We start from the raw sequence: 16,922 nt of genomic DNA on the forward strand, positions 1-16,922 counted from the left end.
ATCATTTCAGCAAGGAGTGACGACGAGCATGGGTAAATTATTATTAACAGGTGTAGATGGCAATCTAGGCAGACAAGCGGCTGCATATTTATTAAAATTAGTGGAAAAAGACCAAGTAATTTTTTGTGCATATGATCCGGCATCATTACAAGAGTATGCAGAACAAGGTATTGAAACGCATGTGACCAATTTCAATAAAATAGATGGTCTTGCAAAAGCTTTTGCTAATGCAGATAAGCTTGCTTTAATCTCCATGCCTTTTGTGGGGATAAAGCGCCAAAATGCACATAAAAACGTAGTCGATGCGGCGAAAGAAGCAGGAGTAAAACAAATCATCTATACTTCATTGGTTAACGCGGCTGATGGATCCAATCCAAGTGTTGAAAAACTGGACCATGTGTATACCGAGGATTATATCAAAAGTGTCGGGTTAGATTATATTTTCCTGCGTAATTCGCAATATGCGGAGGCTATGGTTACCAATTACTTCACCTATGTGAAGTCTGACGGCGTGTTGAAAAATAACCAGGGTGACGGCAAGATGGCCTATATCTCACGGAAAGATTGTGCAAAAGCTGTCGCTTATGCATTAGCAGCAAGCAATTATCACGAGGCGATATTAAATATAAATGGTCCTGAATTAATAACAATGTCCGACTTTATCGAGATTGGAAATGAAGTAACGGGTCATCATGTAACCTACAAGCAGATCACGGATGAAGAAAATTACAGCGTATTTGATGCAATGGGAGTTCCCAGAACAACGGATGGCAAATTTGCAGAAGGTTCCGAAGCCCCCTTCTCTTCTGAAGGTATGGTTACCTTTGGACAAGCGATTCGCTTAGGGAAAATGGATATATTTACGGATGACTTCAAGAAGCTGACGGGCCAAGATCCCGTAACGGTAAAATATATGTTTGAACATGCGGATGAGTACCAAGTGGGTGAACGACACTCCAAAGATAATTAATCCAAGTCATGACAATGCTTGCGGAGAGATTGGAAGCCGATGTATGACCGAAGAGTGGGGCCGCGCGGCTCCCAGCATATCATCAACAAAACGAAACTCTGGGTACCTGCACCAAGGAACCCAGAGTTTTTTGTGTGCCGAATTTTCATAGTTACTTACGTTAATATGAGTTTCAAAAATTACTTGTATGATATGAGTATCCTTCCTTTTTACTCTGGAATTCTGCAAATTCGATCCGATTGCGTCCATTTTGCTTGGCTTGGTAAAGTGCCTTATCTACTGCAGCAAAAAGTTGGATTAAATACTCTTCTGGATTGTCCATTACATGTTCATGATCAAAATCCTCAATGGATAAAATCCCTATACTTATCGTAATGGAAACCTGTTCGATCTCATGCTCCATTTCAATGTGGTTCGACTCTACCGATAATCTCACTCGTTCCGCTAATTGTTCGGCTAACTGGCGTTCTGTATGCGGAAGGTAGATCATGAATTCCTCCCCGCCATATCGAGTTAGAATATCGGTACTACGAATGGATTGTTTGACTGCTTGAGCAGTACGATAAAGAACTTCATCCCCTTTTACATGTCCATAGCGGTCATTGATAGCTTTAAAGAAATCAATATCGAAGAGTATGAGTGAAAACGGGGTTTTATAATGAATATTGGTAATCACCTCATGAGTCAGGTGTTGGGTCAAATAACGGCGATTGTAGCAGTTTGTTAAACTGTCAGTAAGGACTAATTCTTCAAGTTGTCGATTGGCTTGGGATAACTCATGACGAATGCGATCAAGTGAATGATTTCGTTCCTGAAGGATCTCATTCTGCCGATTCATTTCTTTAACAAGATAGCGCTCTTGTGAGACATCCTGAAACGTAAGGATATGACCGATTTGCATACGGTAAGAATCAACAATCGGAGAAGCTTGTAGTATAAAATGACGCGCGCTGTCGCGCTCAACGATGATTTCCATTTGAGACAAGGTATTTTCTTTTTGCTTATAATGATCCAGAAACCTCTTGCTACTGCCCTCTACACGAACAGACCCCAGAAACGCCTCCATATCAAAATGATCGCCCACATGTAGATCTATAAAGGATTGTAAAGCTTTGTTGACTTCAACAATGGATTCATTTTCATCTAGCACAAGTATTCCATATGGAATCGTATTGATCACATCCTCATGAGCGATGTAAACAAGATCAAACACATTGTATTTTTTTATGACATATACGAAAAATAGATCTGAAAGAAAAATCCCCAGAGAAGTCAATCCTGGAATGATCGGCAGCCACTCGCTTAGGACCACATTAAGAAGGGCGTCGCTACCTGCAAAAGCGAACAGCACGAATATTCCCCACAGCGTTATTTTTACTTGTTTTTTAATCGTTGGTGATGTTTGGGAGGAATGCAATGTCCGAAACAAAACAGAGAGGGAAGCAAAAAAGTAGCTGACCAGAATAACGATCACAATCCAGAACCATGGGCCATATGCTCTATCGATGTAACCGCCCTCCAGCGGAGCTACAAACAGACTAAACGGGTTCATGACCACACCAACTGCTGCAATAACCGCTGGCGTAAACAACAGGAATAATCTTTTTTTTCCTAATTTATCAGCATTTCCGGTAAGAAAAACGGTAAGAAGAAGCCAACCGCTCCCCAACATGGAGAGTGAGACAAAGGACATGGTCACATAAAACAACTGCAACCGCCGATCATGAGCCATATCTGTAGCAAATTGACACAATGGCCAAAGCATCATTAAAAAATGAAATAAGAAGTAAACCTTATGTAAGTTTGTAATCCTAACGGTAGCAAAAACATAAACATATAAAGCAAACAATAGGAGGAATAAAACGAGATCATACCATACTGATGGGCTCACAAATCTTCTCCTTTTTTGATTCGACAACTACGATTCATTGAAATACGGGATTCTGCAAAATCCTCAAATCGTATATTCCTTAACTCTTAAATGAACCTTCAAAAAACATTTCTTTACTATTGCGTTTAGTTAAATTAACTACATCTTATCATACAGCAAAAAGAGTGAGCCAGCTTACATAATCGCAGTCCAATCTCTGACGGTTCACCGGATTGTCTGTAACGGCAAGTTTTTAGGGCCCTCCGTTACCGGACGGCCCTTTCATAATCCATATTAATGATCCAAGGGAAGATTATCCGAGAACAAATCCGGATTGTCCTTGAGCATTTCCGTGATGGCTTCCGCCACCATAGCCGCATCACAAACCCTTACAACCGCATCGCCAAGCTGTCCCTTATACATCGCACCTTTACGTTCAAGAACCTCATCTACTTTCCAAAAATGCTCCGACCACGACAGCCCACAATGTCTGCGGGAAGGTACAGGGATTTCTGTTCCATCAGGTAGAACCGTATAAAGCATCTCATGCTCATCCGTTAACCTGCCCTGGATGTCCACCCATTCTTCAACGCCATGGATAAATGTGTTGCGTTTTAAATCGACCCCAACCAACAAGATGGTCGCCTTTCGATCGAGCAGCTTTCCCCAGGCGGAGCCTCTTGCGCATGGCGTATCATAACGATGATCGTCGTTGGTGAAAGCTATGGAATCCCGACCTAATGCTGCCACCGAATGGGTGGGGTGTAACGAACGTATCACGCCAGGCCTTTTGCGAAAAAGTTCAGGTAGGATACCGACGCAGCAAGCTGACTGATCCACGTAAAATCTCGGATTATCCGAATGGATGTAGGACCACGTATGGGTAGGTAACACCAGCAGCCCATCCTTCATATACTCTGTAAGCGCATCCAAGACTGTGTCCGCGCCACCCTCGACCGATCCCATACTTTTCATCGAAGAATGGATCAACAATGTCCCTTTGCTGTCAATGCCCATTTGCTCTAATTGTTTCATTAAGCTCTCTATCGTGTGCATGTTCTTCTCCCTCCCAGAATATTATACCAAAAATTTCCATTATTTATAATACAATTCACCGCGCTGTCTGAAACGGCAGCGAAAAGACTGCTTGTCCAGAATCATAGCTATCTTCCCGATAGGGTACTCCTTTTTCTCATAAAAAAAGAAAGGCGTGGGGTACCCCTTCCCTTAACTCGTATAACTCAAAACACAGGACCTACAGCTCAATTCTCGGCCACCTATGGATTTAGCCTCCTGAATTCATCCGTTTTCTTAGCACCAAATGATACCTGGAGTGGAAAACTCCTGTTAATATATTTTCATTACGAATCATCACAATCTCTTCAATAGTAAAGTTGCTGCCAATCAGGTCCAAAATTTTTGAGTAATTGTAATACATTTGCACAGTTCCTTGTTCGTGCCCTGTACCGCAAATTTCTTCGCCAGTGAATTCCCTCGAATGGTTCGAATCATCTCCAGAGATTAAATCACAATAAAATAACCCCTCTTTTTCTAACACCCTTGCAGTCTCTCGTATACCCTTTTTAGCAATTTCGAAGTTCATGCTATCGAATACACCGTTACTGCCCGCAAATTGAAAAAAACCATCGTTCCAAGGCATCTCGGTAATACTGCCTGCTACAATTTTACCTTCTATATGATCAATGCCAGCGCTTGAAGCCCATTCACGAGCTTTCATTACCGCTTCATCCGACAAGTCAATTCCGTAGGAATCCAAACCCATCTGCTTGCTGAAAATAATATGTCTGCCTATACCACAACCTACATCTAGGAATCTTGGTTGTGCTTGGTGAGTGTGGATGGTCTTGTAATCTTGGAGTCCCACTCGTTTTGTAATATATTTCGCAAAAAAACGTATCACTTCTTCATGGGGATAAAAAACGTGATTTTCCCCGTTTTTATAAGAATTTTGCCATTCTTGTTTCTTGTTATCCACTTTAAATCTCCTCCGCCCCGATATGTAAGGTGTTATTTGAATCACAAAATGCTCGGTGAGCTTTGAGTTCCTATTCCAAACAACTATCTAAATAGACTATCGGAAAAAAGAGCGATATTCATAATACTGATAATTACTACTAACTCTTTCCACGTTCTATGGCTCCGTCCAGTTTGTTCTATATGAGTACTGGCTGCTACGCCAACAGCAAACTCCATCGAATGAGCTGTATGAGCTCGCATGACTTTTCCGATTGAACCTTAACAAATTTACGGACTGTTAGGACGGCCTTGTTTCTTTAGTGAGCATGAGGTTTCAAGTTATACACCCAATCCCTTGCCGCCCACCGGACGTAGTCGTATCGGCTCCACGCCCGCGATTAGAGGATTTGCACGCCGAATGACTGCCATCACTTGCTCGTTCCTGAGAGAGTCGGCATGAATTTGGGCATCGCGCCACAGCTCTGTGACCCAAACCGTGTCGGGATCGTCCACAGATTCATTGATAATATAGAGCTCGCAGCCATCCATATCGTTCAGGCTCCGGGAAGCCTCCAGCAATAATGAAATGAGTTCCTCTCGCTTCCCAGGGTGAGCCGTCAACTTACCATACATAGTGAACTTGTCCATCTCTTTTTTCATCCTTTCCTATTATCTGTTTTAAATGGCATCGCTTCGTAGTGCTTCCACATTTCCAGGCTTACCTCCGCCATTCTTTCGATCAGCATGAGGGGCTCAAGTATTTCAAGAGACTTCCCGTATGGGAGAAGAAAGTAAGGCACGTATGTCTTCAAAGACGGTTCCCCGATCTTAAAGAGAGCTTCGTCGGGTCTCCTGCGCTCGCTTAACGCATGCCCGAATAGCCAATGCCTGCATAGCTCGTTAAGCGCGTGTTCATGTCCCTTTAGCCTTACCGTGACCAAAGTCTCGGCTTCAAGCGAATTCGGGAGCAAAGAGCGCAAAAGGAAATCCCTTGCGGAGAAGGATGATGGACGTTCGAAGCGTGTCCCCGCCGCTTCCAAATGGACTATTCGATCCACGCGAAAGCTCCGGATCTCTTGCCGCAAACAGCAGAATCCGACAACGTACCAAATCCCTTTCCAATGCACGATGCCGTAGGGATTGAGGACTCGGTTGGTACGGGCCAGCTCCGGTCCTTTGGCATAGACCATGTTCAGCGACTCTCCCCGCGCTGCGGCCTACTCTAGACATTTGAGCAGCTCAAGCTCTCTCGCGTCCGTGGGGGGGTGGATGACGGGGAGCCCGTCGCTGTGTCTGTTGATCCATTCGAGCTGCTCTTCATTGGTGTATCGCTTCAGCTTATCTACTGCTCGGGCAAGCGCATCCGTGAAGGGATAGCCCGCTTCCCGGGCGAAGACCGACGCGTGCACTAGCGCCTTCTGCTCTTCGGAATCGAAGAGCAGCGGGGAATCGACGAACTCGCCGAGCAGCCGGTAACCGCCGTTCGGACCGGAATCGGCTATAATCGGGGCACCGCTTGCGCACAGTGAATCGATGCATCGGTAAACGGTGCGGACATGAATCTCCAAATCATCCGCGAGCTGTTGCGCCGTCACCTGCTTCCCCGAACGAAGCAGCCATAGAATGGATAGCATATTATCCGCTTTGGACATGCCGTACTTCACTCCCTGAGCCATTTTCTCGTTTTAAGCTTTTACTCTACCGCCTTCAATACTTCTATTGTAAGGATTTTTTAGGCTAAAGGTGTTACCCCTTCTTCGATCCAGGTCTCGTAAGTCGGGCCGTAGACATTCGGCAATTGAAGGCCAGCCTGACGCATGAGAACGGTCAACTGTCCGCGATGATGCGATTGGTGCATGATCGAATAACGAAGAGAGCTTCCATTCAGCCAAGCTTCCTTGTTTATTACGACCGATTCGAACAAAGTTCCATCCTTCCACTGCGTACGCCGACCTTCGATAACCTCCTGTCCCAAAGAAGCATCCGTGAGCAAATCCAGCACACTAGCGGTTAGTTCTGCCTCGCCAGTCCACTCTAACGCAAAATCTTCAATCCTAGTAAACATTTTTCATTCCTCCATTTCATTATTGGCTTTAAGCAATACCAGCATACAAAAAAAACACTGACAGTTACGGTCAGTGTTTTCAATTTAGGCTTTCTCAAAAATGGTCGCTGGTCAACTTTAATTTCACGAGAAGCTGGAGACGCCCCCTTGATCCGCGCAGAATATGCGTCCGCACCTATCGTGAATAGCCCCCTTTGACAGATATACGATTATTCGTTATCCGGGGCGGCCGGGGTCATCAAGCCTTGAATGGCGCCGAAGAACGGACGAATGGACTTGATCATGCCGTAGCCCATCTTCACGACCGGAACAAATTTCTGGATCATGCCGAACAGCCGCAGGCCGCCACCGAGCGCACCGCCGAGCGCACCTGCGCCCGCACTGGCGCCGCCCAGGCCGCCGAGCAGCGAGCCCATCATCGGCAGGAATGCCGACACCTTGGCGTCCGGCTTGCGGGAGCGCGAACGGACAGACGGTTTGCGCGCTCCGCTTCTCCGATTGCCGAGACGGACGCCCGGGGCGTGCGAACCGGCTCTGCGTTTGGGAGATCGGGAGCCTTGCTTCCCGGAAGAAGCGCGTGGGGGGGCTCCAGCACTGGCAAGTACCAACCCCCCGCAATTAACGTCGGTGATGTAGCCGACGTAAGTCTCTCCGCTATGCAGGGTGACGCAGACCGGACGATCCTGAAGCTTCTTAGCCCGTGCGCGCATCTCATTCGATTGTGCCATGGAAGTTCACCTCGCTCACTGATTATAATTCAGTTTACGACAGGGGCGGACTGCCTGCTTGTGCGAATGGGGCATGCGCACGCCCAAAATCGCTTGATGGGCTCGCCGTTACCGGGGCATTAGTCTGCTCCACTCGTTGGAAGCAAAACTAGCCGTACCGTTCGTTCGACTGGTTATTGTGTTCTTTTCCCCACTTTTGCTTACTTTAATATTCTCTTTTAATTACAAAAAACGAACCTCGGATTGTTCCAGCTAGTTTAGACTTCTGCCTGGCAAACTTAAACTTTCCTTCTAACTCCTTTGGTACCTCCATCCCCTCAGAAAGCTTAAAACCAACGGCCCGCTTCTTAGGGTCATCAACCGTATACATGACGTTAACCTCAAGACCATCCTCATAAAAAACGTAAGCAAATTTAATATTTTCAACTTGAAAACGTGACGTTTCTAAAGGTTTAGCCGCAAACTCAATATCACGCTCTTTCAGAACTCGGTTCACATAATCAAGGGTCTCCTGACTTTCACTAGCTGACACAACCGTAAATTCATGCTTGTATTTGTTCATAAAGTAACGGGCTTCATTTGCACGCAAACCAGCAAGCGCTTCTACTACAGGTGAAGACTCTAAACCAACCGTAGACACATTATTAAAATCAACGATATAGGACATTTCCATCTCTCCCTTTATCTCATTATTTCCAAAAAAACTTGCCGCTACTCAATAGGCTCGAATCTACTAACGGGATCATTTCTGCCTAAAAGTTTATTTTTGAGAATCAAGAATAAACATAGATGCATCATGTCCCATGAATATTTTACTTCCGTTAAAAAAGGTTTTGGACTGAATATCTCTATATCCTATTTTAGTCATAATGTCAGTCAGCTCTTCTTGACTAAATCCGTTATGAACTATATCTGAAACTACTTTTTCATTTTTATTAAAATCTACGATTAATAAATGTCCTCCTTCATTTAGAACATCAAATAATCTTGATAAAACGAATTCAACATCATGAATATGGAGTAGAACCTGAGCCATAAAAATATAGTCAGCATGCAAATCCGATAGACCTTCCTTTTCAAAATCAAAGCATAATGTATCTGCATTCTGAATATTAAAATCGGAAATTTTTTGCTTTATTTGATTAATCATGTTTTGTGAGGTATCCAGAAAAAGCATAGAATTAAAATCGTTTAACGAGTTCATTCCGACAAGACCCGTTCCGCACCCGAAATCAACAGCATTCTTACTATTAGCGTCAACTACATATTCACGAATGGCATCAGATGATGCCTTTGCAATTTGAACTCTTTCAGAAGTGTCATATATATTAGCTATCATTTCAAACTTATCCGTATTTCCCATGATTACCTCTCCAATCTGTATTAATAAAATCCTGAATACAACAATATAGAATGATATGGTGATTCAGGTACACCTTTCTCACGATTCGTCTTTGTCGAAATAATCATCTGGCAAATGTAGTTCTCGCAAACAACCGATAAATTTTTCTCTGAATTTTGGATCTCTTTTATATTTCGGCCATACCGCCTTATAGTAAGGCAGCAACTTCTCATGTGGAATAATGCCCCAGTATAAAATCAAGTTGTTCAGAACCTGCGGGCCGCCCCCCATCAACATCTGTTCAATGATCTGCCAGCCTCCCAGCTTGTTTTCGCAACTACGCGCGGCATAGATGGCCGTGGTTTGCATTTTCGGGTCGGCGTGACACAAGAAAGGCGCAAAGTTCTGGAGAGTAATCACACCGTTATCTTCCAATATATACCCTGCATAACGCAACGTTTCCGGGTCGTGAATCCTGTCAAGCCTTTGCAAGATCACTGGAATAAATTCCGTTAAATTCACAGTTTTACTGGAAGCATGTAGAATCTGTAAAGCTTGCAGAAAATCCTCATGTCCATCCGATTGCAGCAGCTCCAGAAGATATTTTCTACCTGCGTCAAAAGAAGTTTTGCAGATTAGCCAAATGGCTGTGGGCCGATTTTTTGGGCTTTGCTTCGCAATATTCTTCAAAAAACCAAGGGTTGGCTGAGAGACTTTCTTAAACTTGTACATTCCATCAAGCGCTTTTGCTTGGATTTCTTCGTTTGGAGCGCTCTGATAAATCTGGATCAGCGCATTCTCATCACCTGGCATTCGACTGCCAAACCACCCGATATCATAATCCAGAATAATTTCATCCAGCCAGCGCTCGTACCAGTCCAGAAAGCTGTTTTCATAGACAAAGAAAAAAGGATGATCGGGATGAAAATCGGAGGTGTACACAATTCTCCCCCTATATTTTCCTTCAAGTACGAGATACATTTCGTATTCGCAGCCTTGGGTGCCTATGTACAACATGCCGCCCAGCACCTTATTACAGACGTCGTCGTATTCCTCATCGGGGATGTCCTCATCCTTGGTCAGGGGCTCAATCAGATGGTTCCATTCCTCTTTGGTCATCCCGGGATGCAGAGCGGATTTTGCAAGGAGTGCCTGGCGCTCGGTATAGGAAGCTGCCTTTTCAATCGGATAAATTCCATAATAGGGTCCGGCGCCTCCGTTGCCGACTTTCGTTAAAAACTGCGCGTAAGGCTCAGGAAGAGTGACCTGATTGTGGGCTTGCCAGTCCGCCAGCTCTTTTGCAGTAAGCTTCTCATTAACCTTGTATTGATGTGAGGATGCTCCAAACACCGAGAAAGCCATGTCTTTGCGCATGGCTTGACTCAGTTTGTTTTTTATTCGATCCAGTTGCGTTTCTTTCTTCCCAAACCACATATTTGAACCCTCCTGTTGACTATAGCCAGGTTTCCTCTATTTGCTTATCCAACAATTTTATTATTTTTCTATGGGTCTTATCTCTTTAGAATTATATGTATCTTTAAGTAGGTTTTCATTGTATCTTCTCTTAAGGTCACCACTGAACCACCTTAGAGTACCACAGAAAAAGTCCAAATGAATGGAATCTAACTAAACTCATCAAACGCAGATCATTTTAACCAAAATATAGTGAGGAGGAAAATAATGAAAAGCCAATTAAGAAATATTACAGTCGTCGGTTATGCATTCGTTTATTGGTACTCAGGCGGGCCTCGCTTCATCTTAAACCTATCTTCCAAAGAGAATAAAAACATCAAAATCACGCTCGTCTTTCAGGCAAATCCTCCTGCACCAAGGGAGACGCTTGAATGCACCTGCGAAAATCCTTGCCCAGCAAGGAGCCTGTCCGATCTCCGCCAAAAAAACTTGCCACTCCTTATGATACGGTTCAGCTTAACGTCTCTATCAGCGAAATTGCTAAAGGAGCTGCATTTGTCAGCTCTTTTAGCAATTTCGATCTGATGTGCGTATTGTCATTTTCTGAACTGTTTATCCACTGGAATACTCTGAGCAAAACGGAACACATTATGAGGATCGTACTTTCGTTTCACCTGCTTCAATCTGCCAAAGTTCACGCCATAATACGCCTTGGGCCAGTTCTTAATCTGTAGATCGGGAAAATTCACATAATCCCCTTTAACAAAGGGACGCAACGCTCTGCGAAACCTTTCCACCCACTGAATATTCCGTTCCTGCTCCCCATTGTTTCTCCAGCGGGCTGACAGTTCGTAGATTGTCTCAGCCTTCCGATGAGGATAGGCCGTTGCAGTAGGCGATACTCGACTCACCGCGCTTCCTGCACCACCTAAGCTTTGACTCCACACGCTAGAATGCCTGTTGGGTGCTTTGGATAAAAAGTCACGTATAATTCGTACTCCTCCAGGCGGCAAAGCTTGGAACCCGTAGGCCCCGGTTATTTTAAACTTCGGTTCCAAATTCAGGTCCGATTCGGCAAAAAATTTGGTTGCTTCAATAAAAGGTACTGTCTTCACCATCACCTTCACCGGAGTGCCTGCTCGCAAGAGCGGTCTAATCAATCGACGCAGCTCCTCTGCACCGCCAAGCAATTGCCCGGTAGATACAATGGTTCCCACCTGCTTGGCAGCCACCTCAATTGTTGAGGTTAAGCGGTTCGTGACAGACGGGGCCCAGCGCTGCCAAGCCGGTAACACCTTCTCAAGATCACTCCATTTCCACGTAATACTGTAAATAGATACCGATGAGATCGGTCTAACCCGAAATGTATATTCTGTAGCAACACCAAAGTTCCCTCCCCCTCCGCCTCGTGATGCCCACAACAGATCGGAATGTTTCTTTCTGTTTGCCACAATCGTCTTTGCCCCATACCGTCCCGAAGCTACGACCATCTTCACTTGTTTCAAGTTATCGCACGTAAGTCCATATTTGCGGGAAAGAAGTCCAATGCCTCCTCCCAGGGTAAGCCCAGCTACGCCTACGTCGGGCGCAGTCCCCGCCGGAATGGCCACACGCTTATCCCACAGCTTTTTGTACACACGGGCAAGTGGATTTCCCGTTTGTACAATGGCCACTCTATTTTTTCGATCAACCTTAACCTTATTCATCTCGCTCACATCGATAATAATACCGCCATTTACAGCCGAGAAGCCTTCATAGCTATGCCGCCCGCTGCGCACTCGCAGCCGTATGTCCCGCTCACGAGCCCATTTGACTGCGTTGATCACATCCTGAGTTCGTTGGCAAAAAACAATGACCCTTGGAAATTTGGAAAAGCGCCTATTGAACTCCATTCTGGCCGTATTGTATGACGGATTGCCCGGAATTACGATCCTTCCGGTTAATCGTGTACTTTTCTTTTGCAACTTTTGTGCCATCTACTTTACACCATCCCTGCTCATGACATAAGCCTTTCTCATCAACTTATTTCTATGTAGGGACACCTGTCCTAGTAACGGCAAACGCCCAGTTTATATCGTAAAAGTAAAACTAAGACGTGGTCGTTTATCTGATCAAGAAGAACCAAAAACCTCTAATTAAAAATAAGTGGCAATTGCTGTACGTTACGTTCAATATAAGCAAGCCGCGAGGTGTTAATGCTATGCGCAAAGGACGTTCGAATCAAGCGGCGTAGATGACAATCTGTTCGTCGCGTGGCTATGCGAGTTGAAGGTTCAGCAAGAACGACTCACTCGGCGCAAGTCAGAGGCTGAGCGTCAATAAAATATCATTCTAATTGCACACCTGTGCGCGAAATCTCTTTAGGTGTTGTTTTTCAAAAAGGTTTCTCTGGTCAAGCTCAAAAAGGCTTCGATTGCAGGCGAGATCCACTTCTCTTCATGCCAAAACATTTGGGTTGCAAACGATGTGGCGGTCAAATCCCAAGGCAACGGAACCAGTTCTCCCCGATTCACTTCTCCGATCACGGCCATTTCAGGCAATATGGCAATGCCCATTCCTATTTTCGCACATTGTTTAATAGCCTCAGCACTGTAAAACTCCAATTCGGTAATTCCCCCCATGCCCTTCTGTGAAAGACTTCGATCAAAAAAAGTGCGATAGGAGCATCCCTTCTCCGTCAACAATAAGGTCTCGCCATGAAAATCTTCAATGGCCAATGCAGTATGTGCAGCCAAAGGATGATCTGGTGATACCAATAAATAAAAGGGCTCATCCAGCATTTTTTCACCGCAAAATCCTGTCTCGCCCTTGTCCTCATCCAGCATAAAAATAATGTCAGCGTCCCCTTCACGCAAGCTCTGTTTGAGATTCGAATTAGCCAGCGGTCGAAACATTAACCGAATCCCTGGATAGCTCAAACGAAACTGGCGCAATACAGTCGGCAGCCGGTACGTACACAACGTTTCATCGGCACTTATGACTACCGTACCCGTCAATTCGCCAGATTGCTTGACGGCATGCTGTGCTTCTTCAACCACACTCAATATGTTATCTGCATAGCGCAGGAACGTTCTCCCTGCATCGGTCAAAGTCACATTCTTACCCAATCTGTCCACCAACTTGACACCCAATTCTTCCTCTAAGGCCTTCATTTGCATCGTAACCGTGGAAGGGACATAGTTCTGCACTTCTGCAGCTCGGGTAAAGTTGAGTGTGGAAGCAAGCGTATAAAAAGTTTTTAATTGGCGCAATTCCATCGAGTTCCCGCTCCTTAATTCAAAAAAAATGAACGTTCTCTTTATGAACGTTTCTTTGACTTAACAATAGCAGCATCGTAGAGTGATGACAAGGAAGGCAGTCCATACTTTAGCTATGAAAAGGAGTTTTTTATATGAGGGATTATGAAATTTATGAACTAGGAGATGTTCTGCTGCAATCCGGTGATACTCTGCCAAATGCCATTCTCGCCTACAAAACATACGGCATGCTAAATGCAGCCAAAAATAATGTGATTGTATATCCCACCTGGTTTGCCGGCTTGCATACTGATAACGAATGGTTAATCGGACCTGGCAAGGCTCTGGATCCAGAAAAATATTTTATTATCGTCCCTAATATGTTGGGCAATGGGCTCTCCTCCTCGCCAAGCAATACGCCACCGCCCTATCATCAAGCAAATTTTCCGCTGATTTCGATTTATGATAATGTGCGACTGCAGCATCAACTGGTGAATCAAAAGTTTGGTATTGCAGAAATCGCCCTCGTTGTAGGTTGGTCACTAGGCGCTGTACAGACCTTTCAGTGGGGGGCAAGTTATCCTGATATGGTAAAACGAATCGCTCCATTCGGCGGAACTGCCATGACCCGGCCACATGCAAAGGTTGTATTTGAAGGAATGATCGCTGCCCTTCAGGCTGATTCTGCTTGGAAAGATGGCTTTTACACGCAGAAACCCAAAACGGGATTGGCAGCCATGGGTCGAGTCTACGCAGCTTGGGGGTTCTCTCAGGCTTATTATCTAGAGCAGCTCTATCAGCAAGAGGGCTACCACACACTGGAGGAATATCTCGTCGATTACTGGGATCACGTATTTTTGACCTTTGACGCGAATGACCTGATCACCATGTTACGTACCGGAATTACAGGTGACATTAGCGCCAATCCGACGTATAACGGCGATTTTGACCTTGCATTAAGCAGGATAACAGCACGGGCCCTGGTTATGCCGGGAAGTACAGACCTTTTCTTCCCTCCCCAGGATAACAAAGTTGAAGCATCACATATACCCAATGCATTCTTCCTCCCGATTGAATCCAAGTGGGGGCATTGCGCAGGCATTGGACAGCATGAACCAGATTCCGTATTTATAGATAAAAGTCTTAAAAGTTTCTTGCTTGAATGAAACTGAGGAGGAGTTGATTAAATTGAAAAATAAATTGATTATATATGTCCTAGCACTTGCTGTTTTTCTAATTGGAACCATTGAATACATTATTACAGGAGTCATTGAAATGATCGCCACGGACTTGAGCGTATCTACTTCCGAAGCTGGTTTACTAGTGACTGTATTTGCTCTCGCAGCGGCCATTGTTGCCCCGATTCTGATTGCATTAACAATAAATATGGATCGCAAGAAGCTACTGATGGCTGCCCTCAGTGTATTTATTGCCAGCAACGGACTTATGCTTGTAAACCTTTCTTACGAAACATTACTATGGGTACGAATTATTCAAGGGGCTAGCGGAGGAATCGCTACCGTAGTAGCCATGGCAGTAGCGACACGACTCGTCGAAAAAGAAAGAAGGGGCAATGCCATCGGTATTATTTTGATGGGGCTCAGTAGTTCGTTAGTTCTGGGTGTTCCAGCTGGCACATTTTTTAGCGAGATGTTTGGATGGAGAGTTTTATTTATTTTGATCGGTATAATAAGCGTCCTTCCATTGTTTATCATCTATAAAAGGGTTCCTTCAATCAGAGAAGAAGAAGCTGTTATCCTCAGGATGCAGCTCTCTATTTTAAAGGATTCAAAAATTGTAACTGCCTTGGCTATTACTTTATTTTATATTGGTGGTTACTCTACGCTCTTTACTTATATTACACCTTTCTTGCAAGCCGCATCCTCTCTTTCCATAACCGAAATTAGCGGTGTTTTATTCCTAGCGGGAATTTGCAGCTTTATCGGATCCAAAGTGGGTGGACAATTGGCAGATATAAAGGGATCGAAATTCACAATTTGTATTGGACTCCTGTTACAGGGAGCAATGCTCCTTTTATTCACTGTAGCTGGTGTCGATATCATTGTATTAATCTTGGTTTTAATGATCTTTATGCTAGCAACCTGGAGCATTTCCCCTGCTCAGCAGCTATTTTTGGTCACTCTGGTACCTCGAAATCCAGACATTGCCCTGAGCGTAAATACTTCCTTCATCCAATTTGGTTTTGCGCTAGGATCTGGATTAGGCGGCCTTGTCATCAGTCGTACCTCTGTTCTGAATTTAAATTGGGTAGGTCTGGCTGCTGTAAGCGTTGCATTACTTCTTGCCATCTTGCTATTCAAAAAAATGAGCAGTGGGATTGGAACGTCTACTGTTACTAAAGAAAAATATTAAATAGCTCCCTCTTTCTACAATCCCAGCATTCAAATCCAAGTCATTTTTTAACACACCGGCACGCTATTCCCATATTCCGATGTATATAAAAGTACATCATTTGCCTCCCTAAGCTGCGTCCATAGTTCTCTTACCGAAGCAGGTCCTTCATCGAAATCGAGATCAGGGTTGAAATGCGGAAGATCGCCCAATCCTTTCCTTGGAAAAAATTTGTTCCTACTTATGATAAGGTTCACCGCGCTGGCTTAAGGAGCAAGTTTTCTTCTATTATCATTTTTATCACTTTTCATAGAACTTATGATGTTTGTCTCTTCGAGATTTTTTATAGCATTTCTTAAAGAACCATGATTAGCATAACCAAATTTATCATGATCGTTTAATTGAAATGAACCACCTAATTCTTGTACTCTTCTAATGATTTTCCAATCTTTATCGGTTAGCTTTTTATTTAACGCCTCCCATTTACATAAAATGTTATATATGGTACCATGAAATTGAATGCGTTTACATTAATGACTGCGCATTACTTTGATTCCTGAGCGTGGGTGCTGCAGGTCGGGAGAGGAGGAGGCCACTCAGTTTTGAAAGGGGTTACAATCAGATAGTAGCAAGGAGAACAGCTTCTGAGAGAGTAACAGAACAGAGTGGATCAGGGTTCACTCCAAGCCGGCAAGGCCAAGAGAATTCACAAATCAAGGAGGATAAGTGAAATGAAGAACGTCTTAACTCGCATTTTAAGTGTGGTTTTATTCACTACGTTGCTGGTGCCATCGATGTCCTATGCTGCGTCCCAGACACAAGATCAGAGCAATTCTGAAGAGCAGAGCAACTCTGAAGTGCAGAGCAATTCTGAAGTGCAGAGCAATTCTGAAGTGCAGAGCTACTCTGAAGTGCAGAGCAACTCTGAAGAGCAGAGCAGCTCTGCTGTCGCGGCTGCCAGCGGATCCG

Annotated in this window: 15 protein-coding genes and 2 pseudogenes; 5 read left to right on the forward strand and 12 right to left on the reverse strand. The window is 44.4% G+C overall.

Annotated features, from left to right (window positions below):
• Positions 1–28 precede the first annotated feature (28 nt).
• Complete coding sequence (locus C1I60_RS05980) at positions 29–970, forward strand: NAD(P)H-binding protein (RefSeq protein WP_137060906.1); 942 nt, start codon at positions 29–31, stop codon at positions 968–970.
• 172 nt (positions 971–1,142) lie between these two features.
• Here the strand turns inward: C1I60_RS05980 and C1I60_RS05985 are convergent, their stop codons facing one another.
• From C1I60_RS05985 to C1I60_RS06030, 10 genes and pseudogenes are all read right to left on the reverse strand, one after another.
• A complete protein-coding gene (locus C1I60_RS05985; RefSeq protein ID WP_137060907.1) occupies positions 1,143–2,861 on the reverse strand; it encodes a histidine kinase N-terminal 7TM domain-containing diguanylate cyclase in 1,719 nt (572 codons plus the stop codon).
• A 273-nt stretch (positions 2,862–3,134) separates the two neighbouring features.
• Positions 3,135–3,896 (reverse strand): AAC(3) family N-acetyltransferase, encoded by a 762-nt coding sequence (locus C1I60_RS05990; RefSeq protein WP_137060908.1) that lies wholly within the window; start codon positions 3,894–3,896, stop codon positions 3,135–3,137.
• Positions 3,897–4,125: 229 nt separating this feature from the next.
• A complete protein-coding gene (locus tag C1I60_RS05995) occupies positions 4,126–4,836 on the reverse strand; it encodes a class I SAM-dependent methyltransferase (RefSeq protein ID WP_137060909.1) in 711 nt (236 codons plus the stop codon).
• A gap of 320 nt (positions 4,837–5,156) precedes the next feature.
• Positions 5,157–5,465 carry a putative quinol monooxygenase gene (locus tag C1I60_RS06000; RefSeq protein ID WP_137060910.1) on the reverse strand — a complete coding sequence of 103 codons (309 nt, stop codon included), beginning with the start codon at positions 5,463–5,465 and terminating at the stop codon, positions 5,157–5,159.
• An 8-nt stretch (positions 5,466–5,473) separates the two neighbouring features.
• Positions 5,474–6,469, reverse strand: a pseudogene (locus C1I60_RS06005) (helix-turn-helix transcriptional regulator).
• 80 nt (positions 6,470–6,549) lie between these two features.
• Positions 6,550–6,882, reverse strand: a complete 333-nt coding sequence (locus C1I60_RS06010) for a DinB family protein (RefSeq protein WP_137060911.1) — start codon at positions 6,880–6,882, stop codon at positions 6,550–6,552.
• 209 nt (positions 6,883–7,091) lie between these two features.
• Entirely contained in the window at positions 7,092–7,610 is a 519-nt protein-coding gene (locus C1I60_RS06015; RefSeq protein WP_137060912.1) for a hypothetical protein, read from the reverse strand.
• Between the two features lie 205 nt (positions 7,611–7,815).
• Complete coding sequence (locus C1I60_RS06020) at positions 7,816–8,277, reverse strand: DUF8821 family protein (RefSeq protein WP_137060913.1); 462 nt, start codon at positions 8,275–8,277, stop codon at positions 7,816–7,818.
• A gap of 93 nt (positions 8,278–8,370) precedes the next feature.
• Positions 8,371–8,973 (reverse strand): class I SAM-dependent methyltransferase, encoded by a 603-nt coding sequence (locus C1I60_RS06025; RefSeq protein ID WP_137060914.1) that lies wholly within the window; start codon positions 8,971–8,973, stop codon positions 8,371–8,373.
• Positions 8,974–9,051: 78 nt separating this feature from the next.
• Positions 9,052–10,386, reverse strand: a complete 1,335-nt coding sequence (locus C1I60_RS06030; RefSeq protein WP_137060915.1) for an SMI1/KNR4 family protein — start codon at positions 10,384–10,386, stop codon at positions 9,052–9,054.
• A 246-nt stretch (positions 10,387–10,632) separates the two neighbouring features.
• Here C1I60_RS06030 and C1I60_RS24395 point away from each other — a divergent pair, with 246 nt between their 5' ends.
• Complete coding sequence (locus C1I60_RS24395) at positions 10,633–10,950, forward strand: hypothetical protein (protein WP_170970730.1); 318 nt, start codon at positions 10,633–10,635, stop codon at positions 10,948–10,950.
• Positions 10,951–10,961: 11 nt separating this feature from the next.
• Here C1I60_RS24395 and C1I60_RS06035 read toward each other — a convergent pair whose 3' ends face one another.
• Both C1I60_RS06035 and C1I60_RS06040 read right to left on the reverse strand, forming a co-directional pair.
• Positions 10,962–12,341 carry an FAD-binding oxidoreductase gene (locus tag C1I60_RS06035; RefSeq protein ID WP_137060916.1) on the reverse strand — a complete coding sequence of 460 codons (1,380 nt, stop codon included), beginning with the start codon at positions 12,339–12,341 and terminating at the stop codon, positions 10,962–10,964.
• A gap of 384 nt (positions 12,342–12,725) precedes the next feature.
• Positions 12,726–13,622 (reverse strand): LysR family transcriptional regulator, encoded by an 897-nt coding sequence (locus C1I60_RS06040; RefSeq protein WP_137060917.1) that lies wholly within the window; start codon positions 13,620–13,622, stop codon positions 12,726–12,728.
• 134 nt (positions 13,623–13,756) lie between these two features.
• Here C1I60_RS06040 and C1I60_RS06045 point away from each other — a divergent pair, with 134 nt between their 5' ends.
• The 3 genes and pseudogenes from C1I60_RS06045 to C1I60_RS25305 form a co-directional block, all read left to right on the forward strand.
• Positions 13,757–14,767 carry an alpha/beta fold hydrolase gene (locus tag C1I60_RS06045; RefSeq protein ID WP_137060918.1) on the forward strand — a complete coding sequence of 337 codons (1,011 nt, stop codon included), beginning with the start codon at positions 13,757–13,759 and terminating at the stop codon, positions 14,765–14,767.
• 22 nt (positions 14,768–14,789) lie between these two features.
• Positions 14,790–15,974, forward strand: a complete 1,185-nt coding sequence (locus C1I60_RS06050) for an MFS transporter (protein ID WP_137060919.1) — start codon at positions 14,790–14,792, stop codon at positions 15,972–15,974.
• Positions 15,975–16,684: 710 nt separating this feature from the next.
• Positions 16,685–16,922, forward strand: a pseudogene (locus C1I60_RS25305) (hypothetical protein); the annotation flags it as partial.

The sequence above is a fragment of the Paenibacillus terrae genome, from assembly GCF_005217525.1.
Taxonomy (GTDB): domain Bacteria; phylum Bacillota; class Bacilli; order Paenibacillales; family Paenibacillaceae; genus Paenibacillus; species Paenibacillus terrae_C.

Excerpts from the sequence above, each read along its gene's own strand:
- C1I60_RS05980 (WP_137060906.1), top strand. The coding sequence starts at position 29 with ATGGGTAAATTATTATTAACAGGTGTAGATGGCAATCTAGGCAGACAA.
- C1I60_RS24395 (WP_170970730.1), top strand. The coding sequence starts at position 10,633 with ATGAAAAGCCAATTAAGAAATATTACAGTCGTCGGTTATGCATTCGTT.
- C1I60_RS06040 (WP_137060917.1), bottom strand. The coding sequence starts at position 13,622 with ATGGAATTGCGCCAATTAAAAACTTTTTATACGCTTGCTTCCACACTC.
- C1I60_RS06035 (WP_137060916.1), bottom strand. The coding sequence starts at position 12,341 with ATGGCACAAAAGTTGCAAAAGAAAAGTACACGATTAACCGGAAGGATC.
- C1I60_RS06020 (WP_137060913.1), bottom strand. The coding sequence starts at position 8,277 with ATGTCCTATATCGTTGATTTTAATAATGTGTCTACGGTTGGTTTAGAG.
- C1I60_RS06015 (WP_137060912.1), bottom strand. The coding sequence starts at position 7,610 with ATGGCACAATCGAATGAGATGCGCGCACGGGCTAAGAAGCTTCAGGAT.
- C1I60_RS06000 (WP_137060910.1), bottom strand. The coding sequence starts at position 5,465 with ATGGACAAGTTCACTATGTATGGTAAGTTGACGGCTCACCCTGGGAAG.
- C1I60_RS06045 (WP_137060918.1), top strand. The coding sequence starts at position 13,757 with ATGAGGGATTATGAAATTTATGAACTAGGAGATGTTCTGCTGCAATCC.
- C1I60_RS06030 (WP_137060915.1), bottom strand. The coding sequence starts at position 10,386 with ATGTGGTTTGGGAAGAAAGAAACGCAACTGGATCGAATAAAAAACAAA.
- C1I60_RS05990 (WP_137060908.1), bottom strand. The coding sequence starts at position 3,896 with ATGCACACGATAGAGAGCTTAATGAAACAATTAGAGCAAATGGGCATT.
- C1I60_RS06025 (WP_137060914.1), bottom strand. The coding sequence starts at position 8,973 with ATGGGAAATACGGATAAGTTTGAAATGATAGCTAATATATATGACACT.
- C1I60_RS06010 (WP_137060911.1), bottom strand. The coding sequence starts at position 6,882 with ATGTTTACTAGGATTGAAGATTTTGCGTTAGAGTGGACTGGCGAGGCA.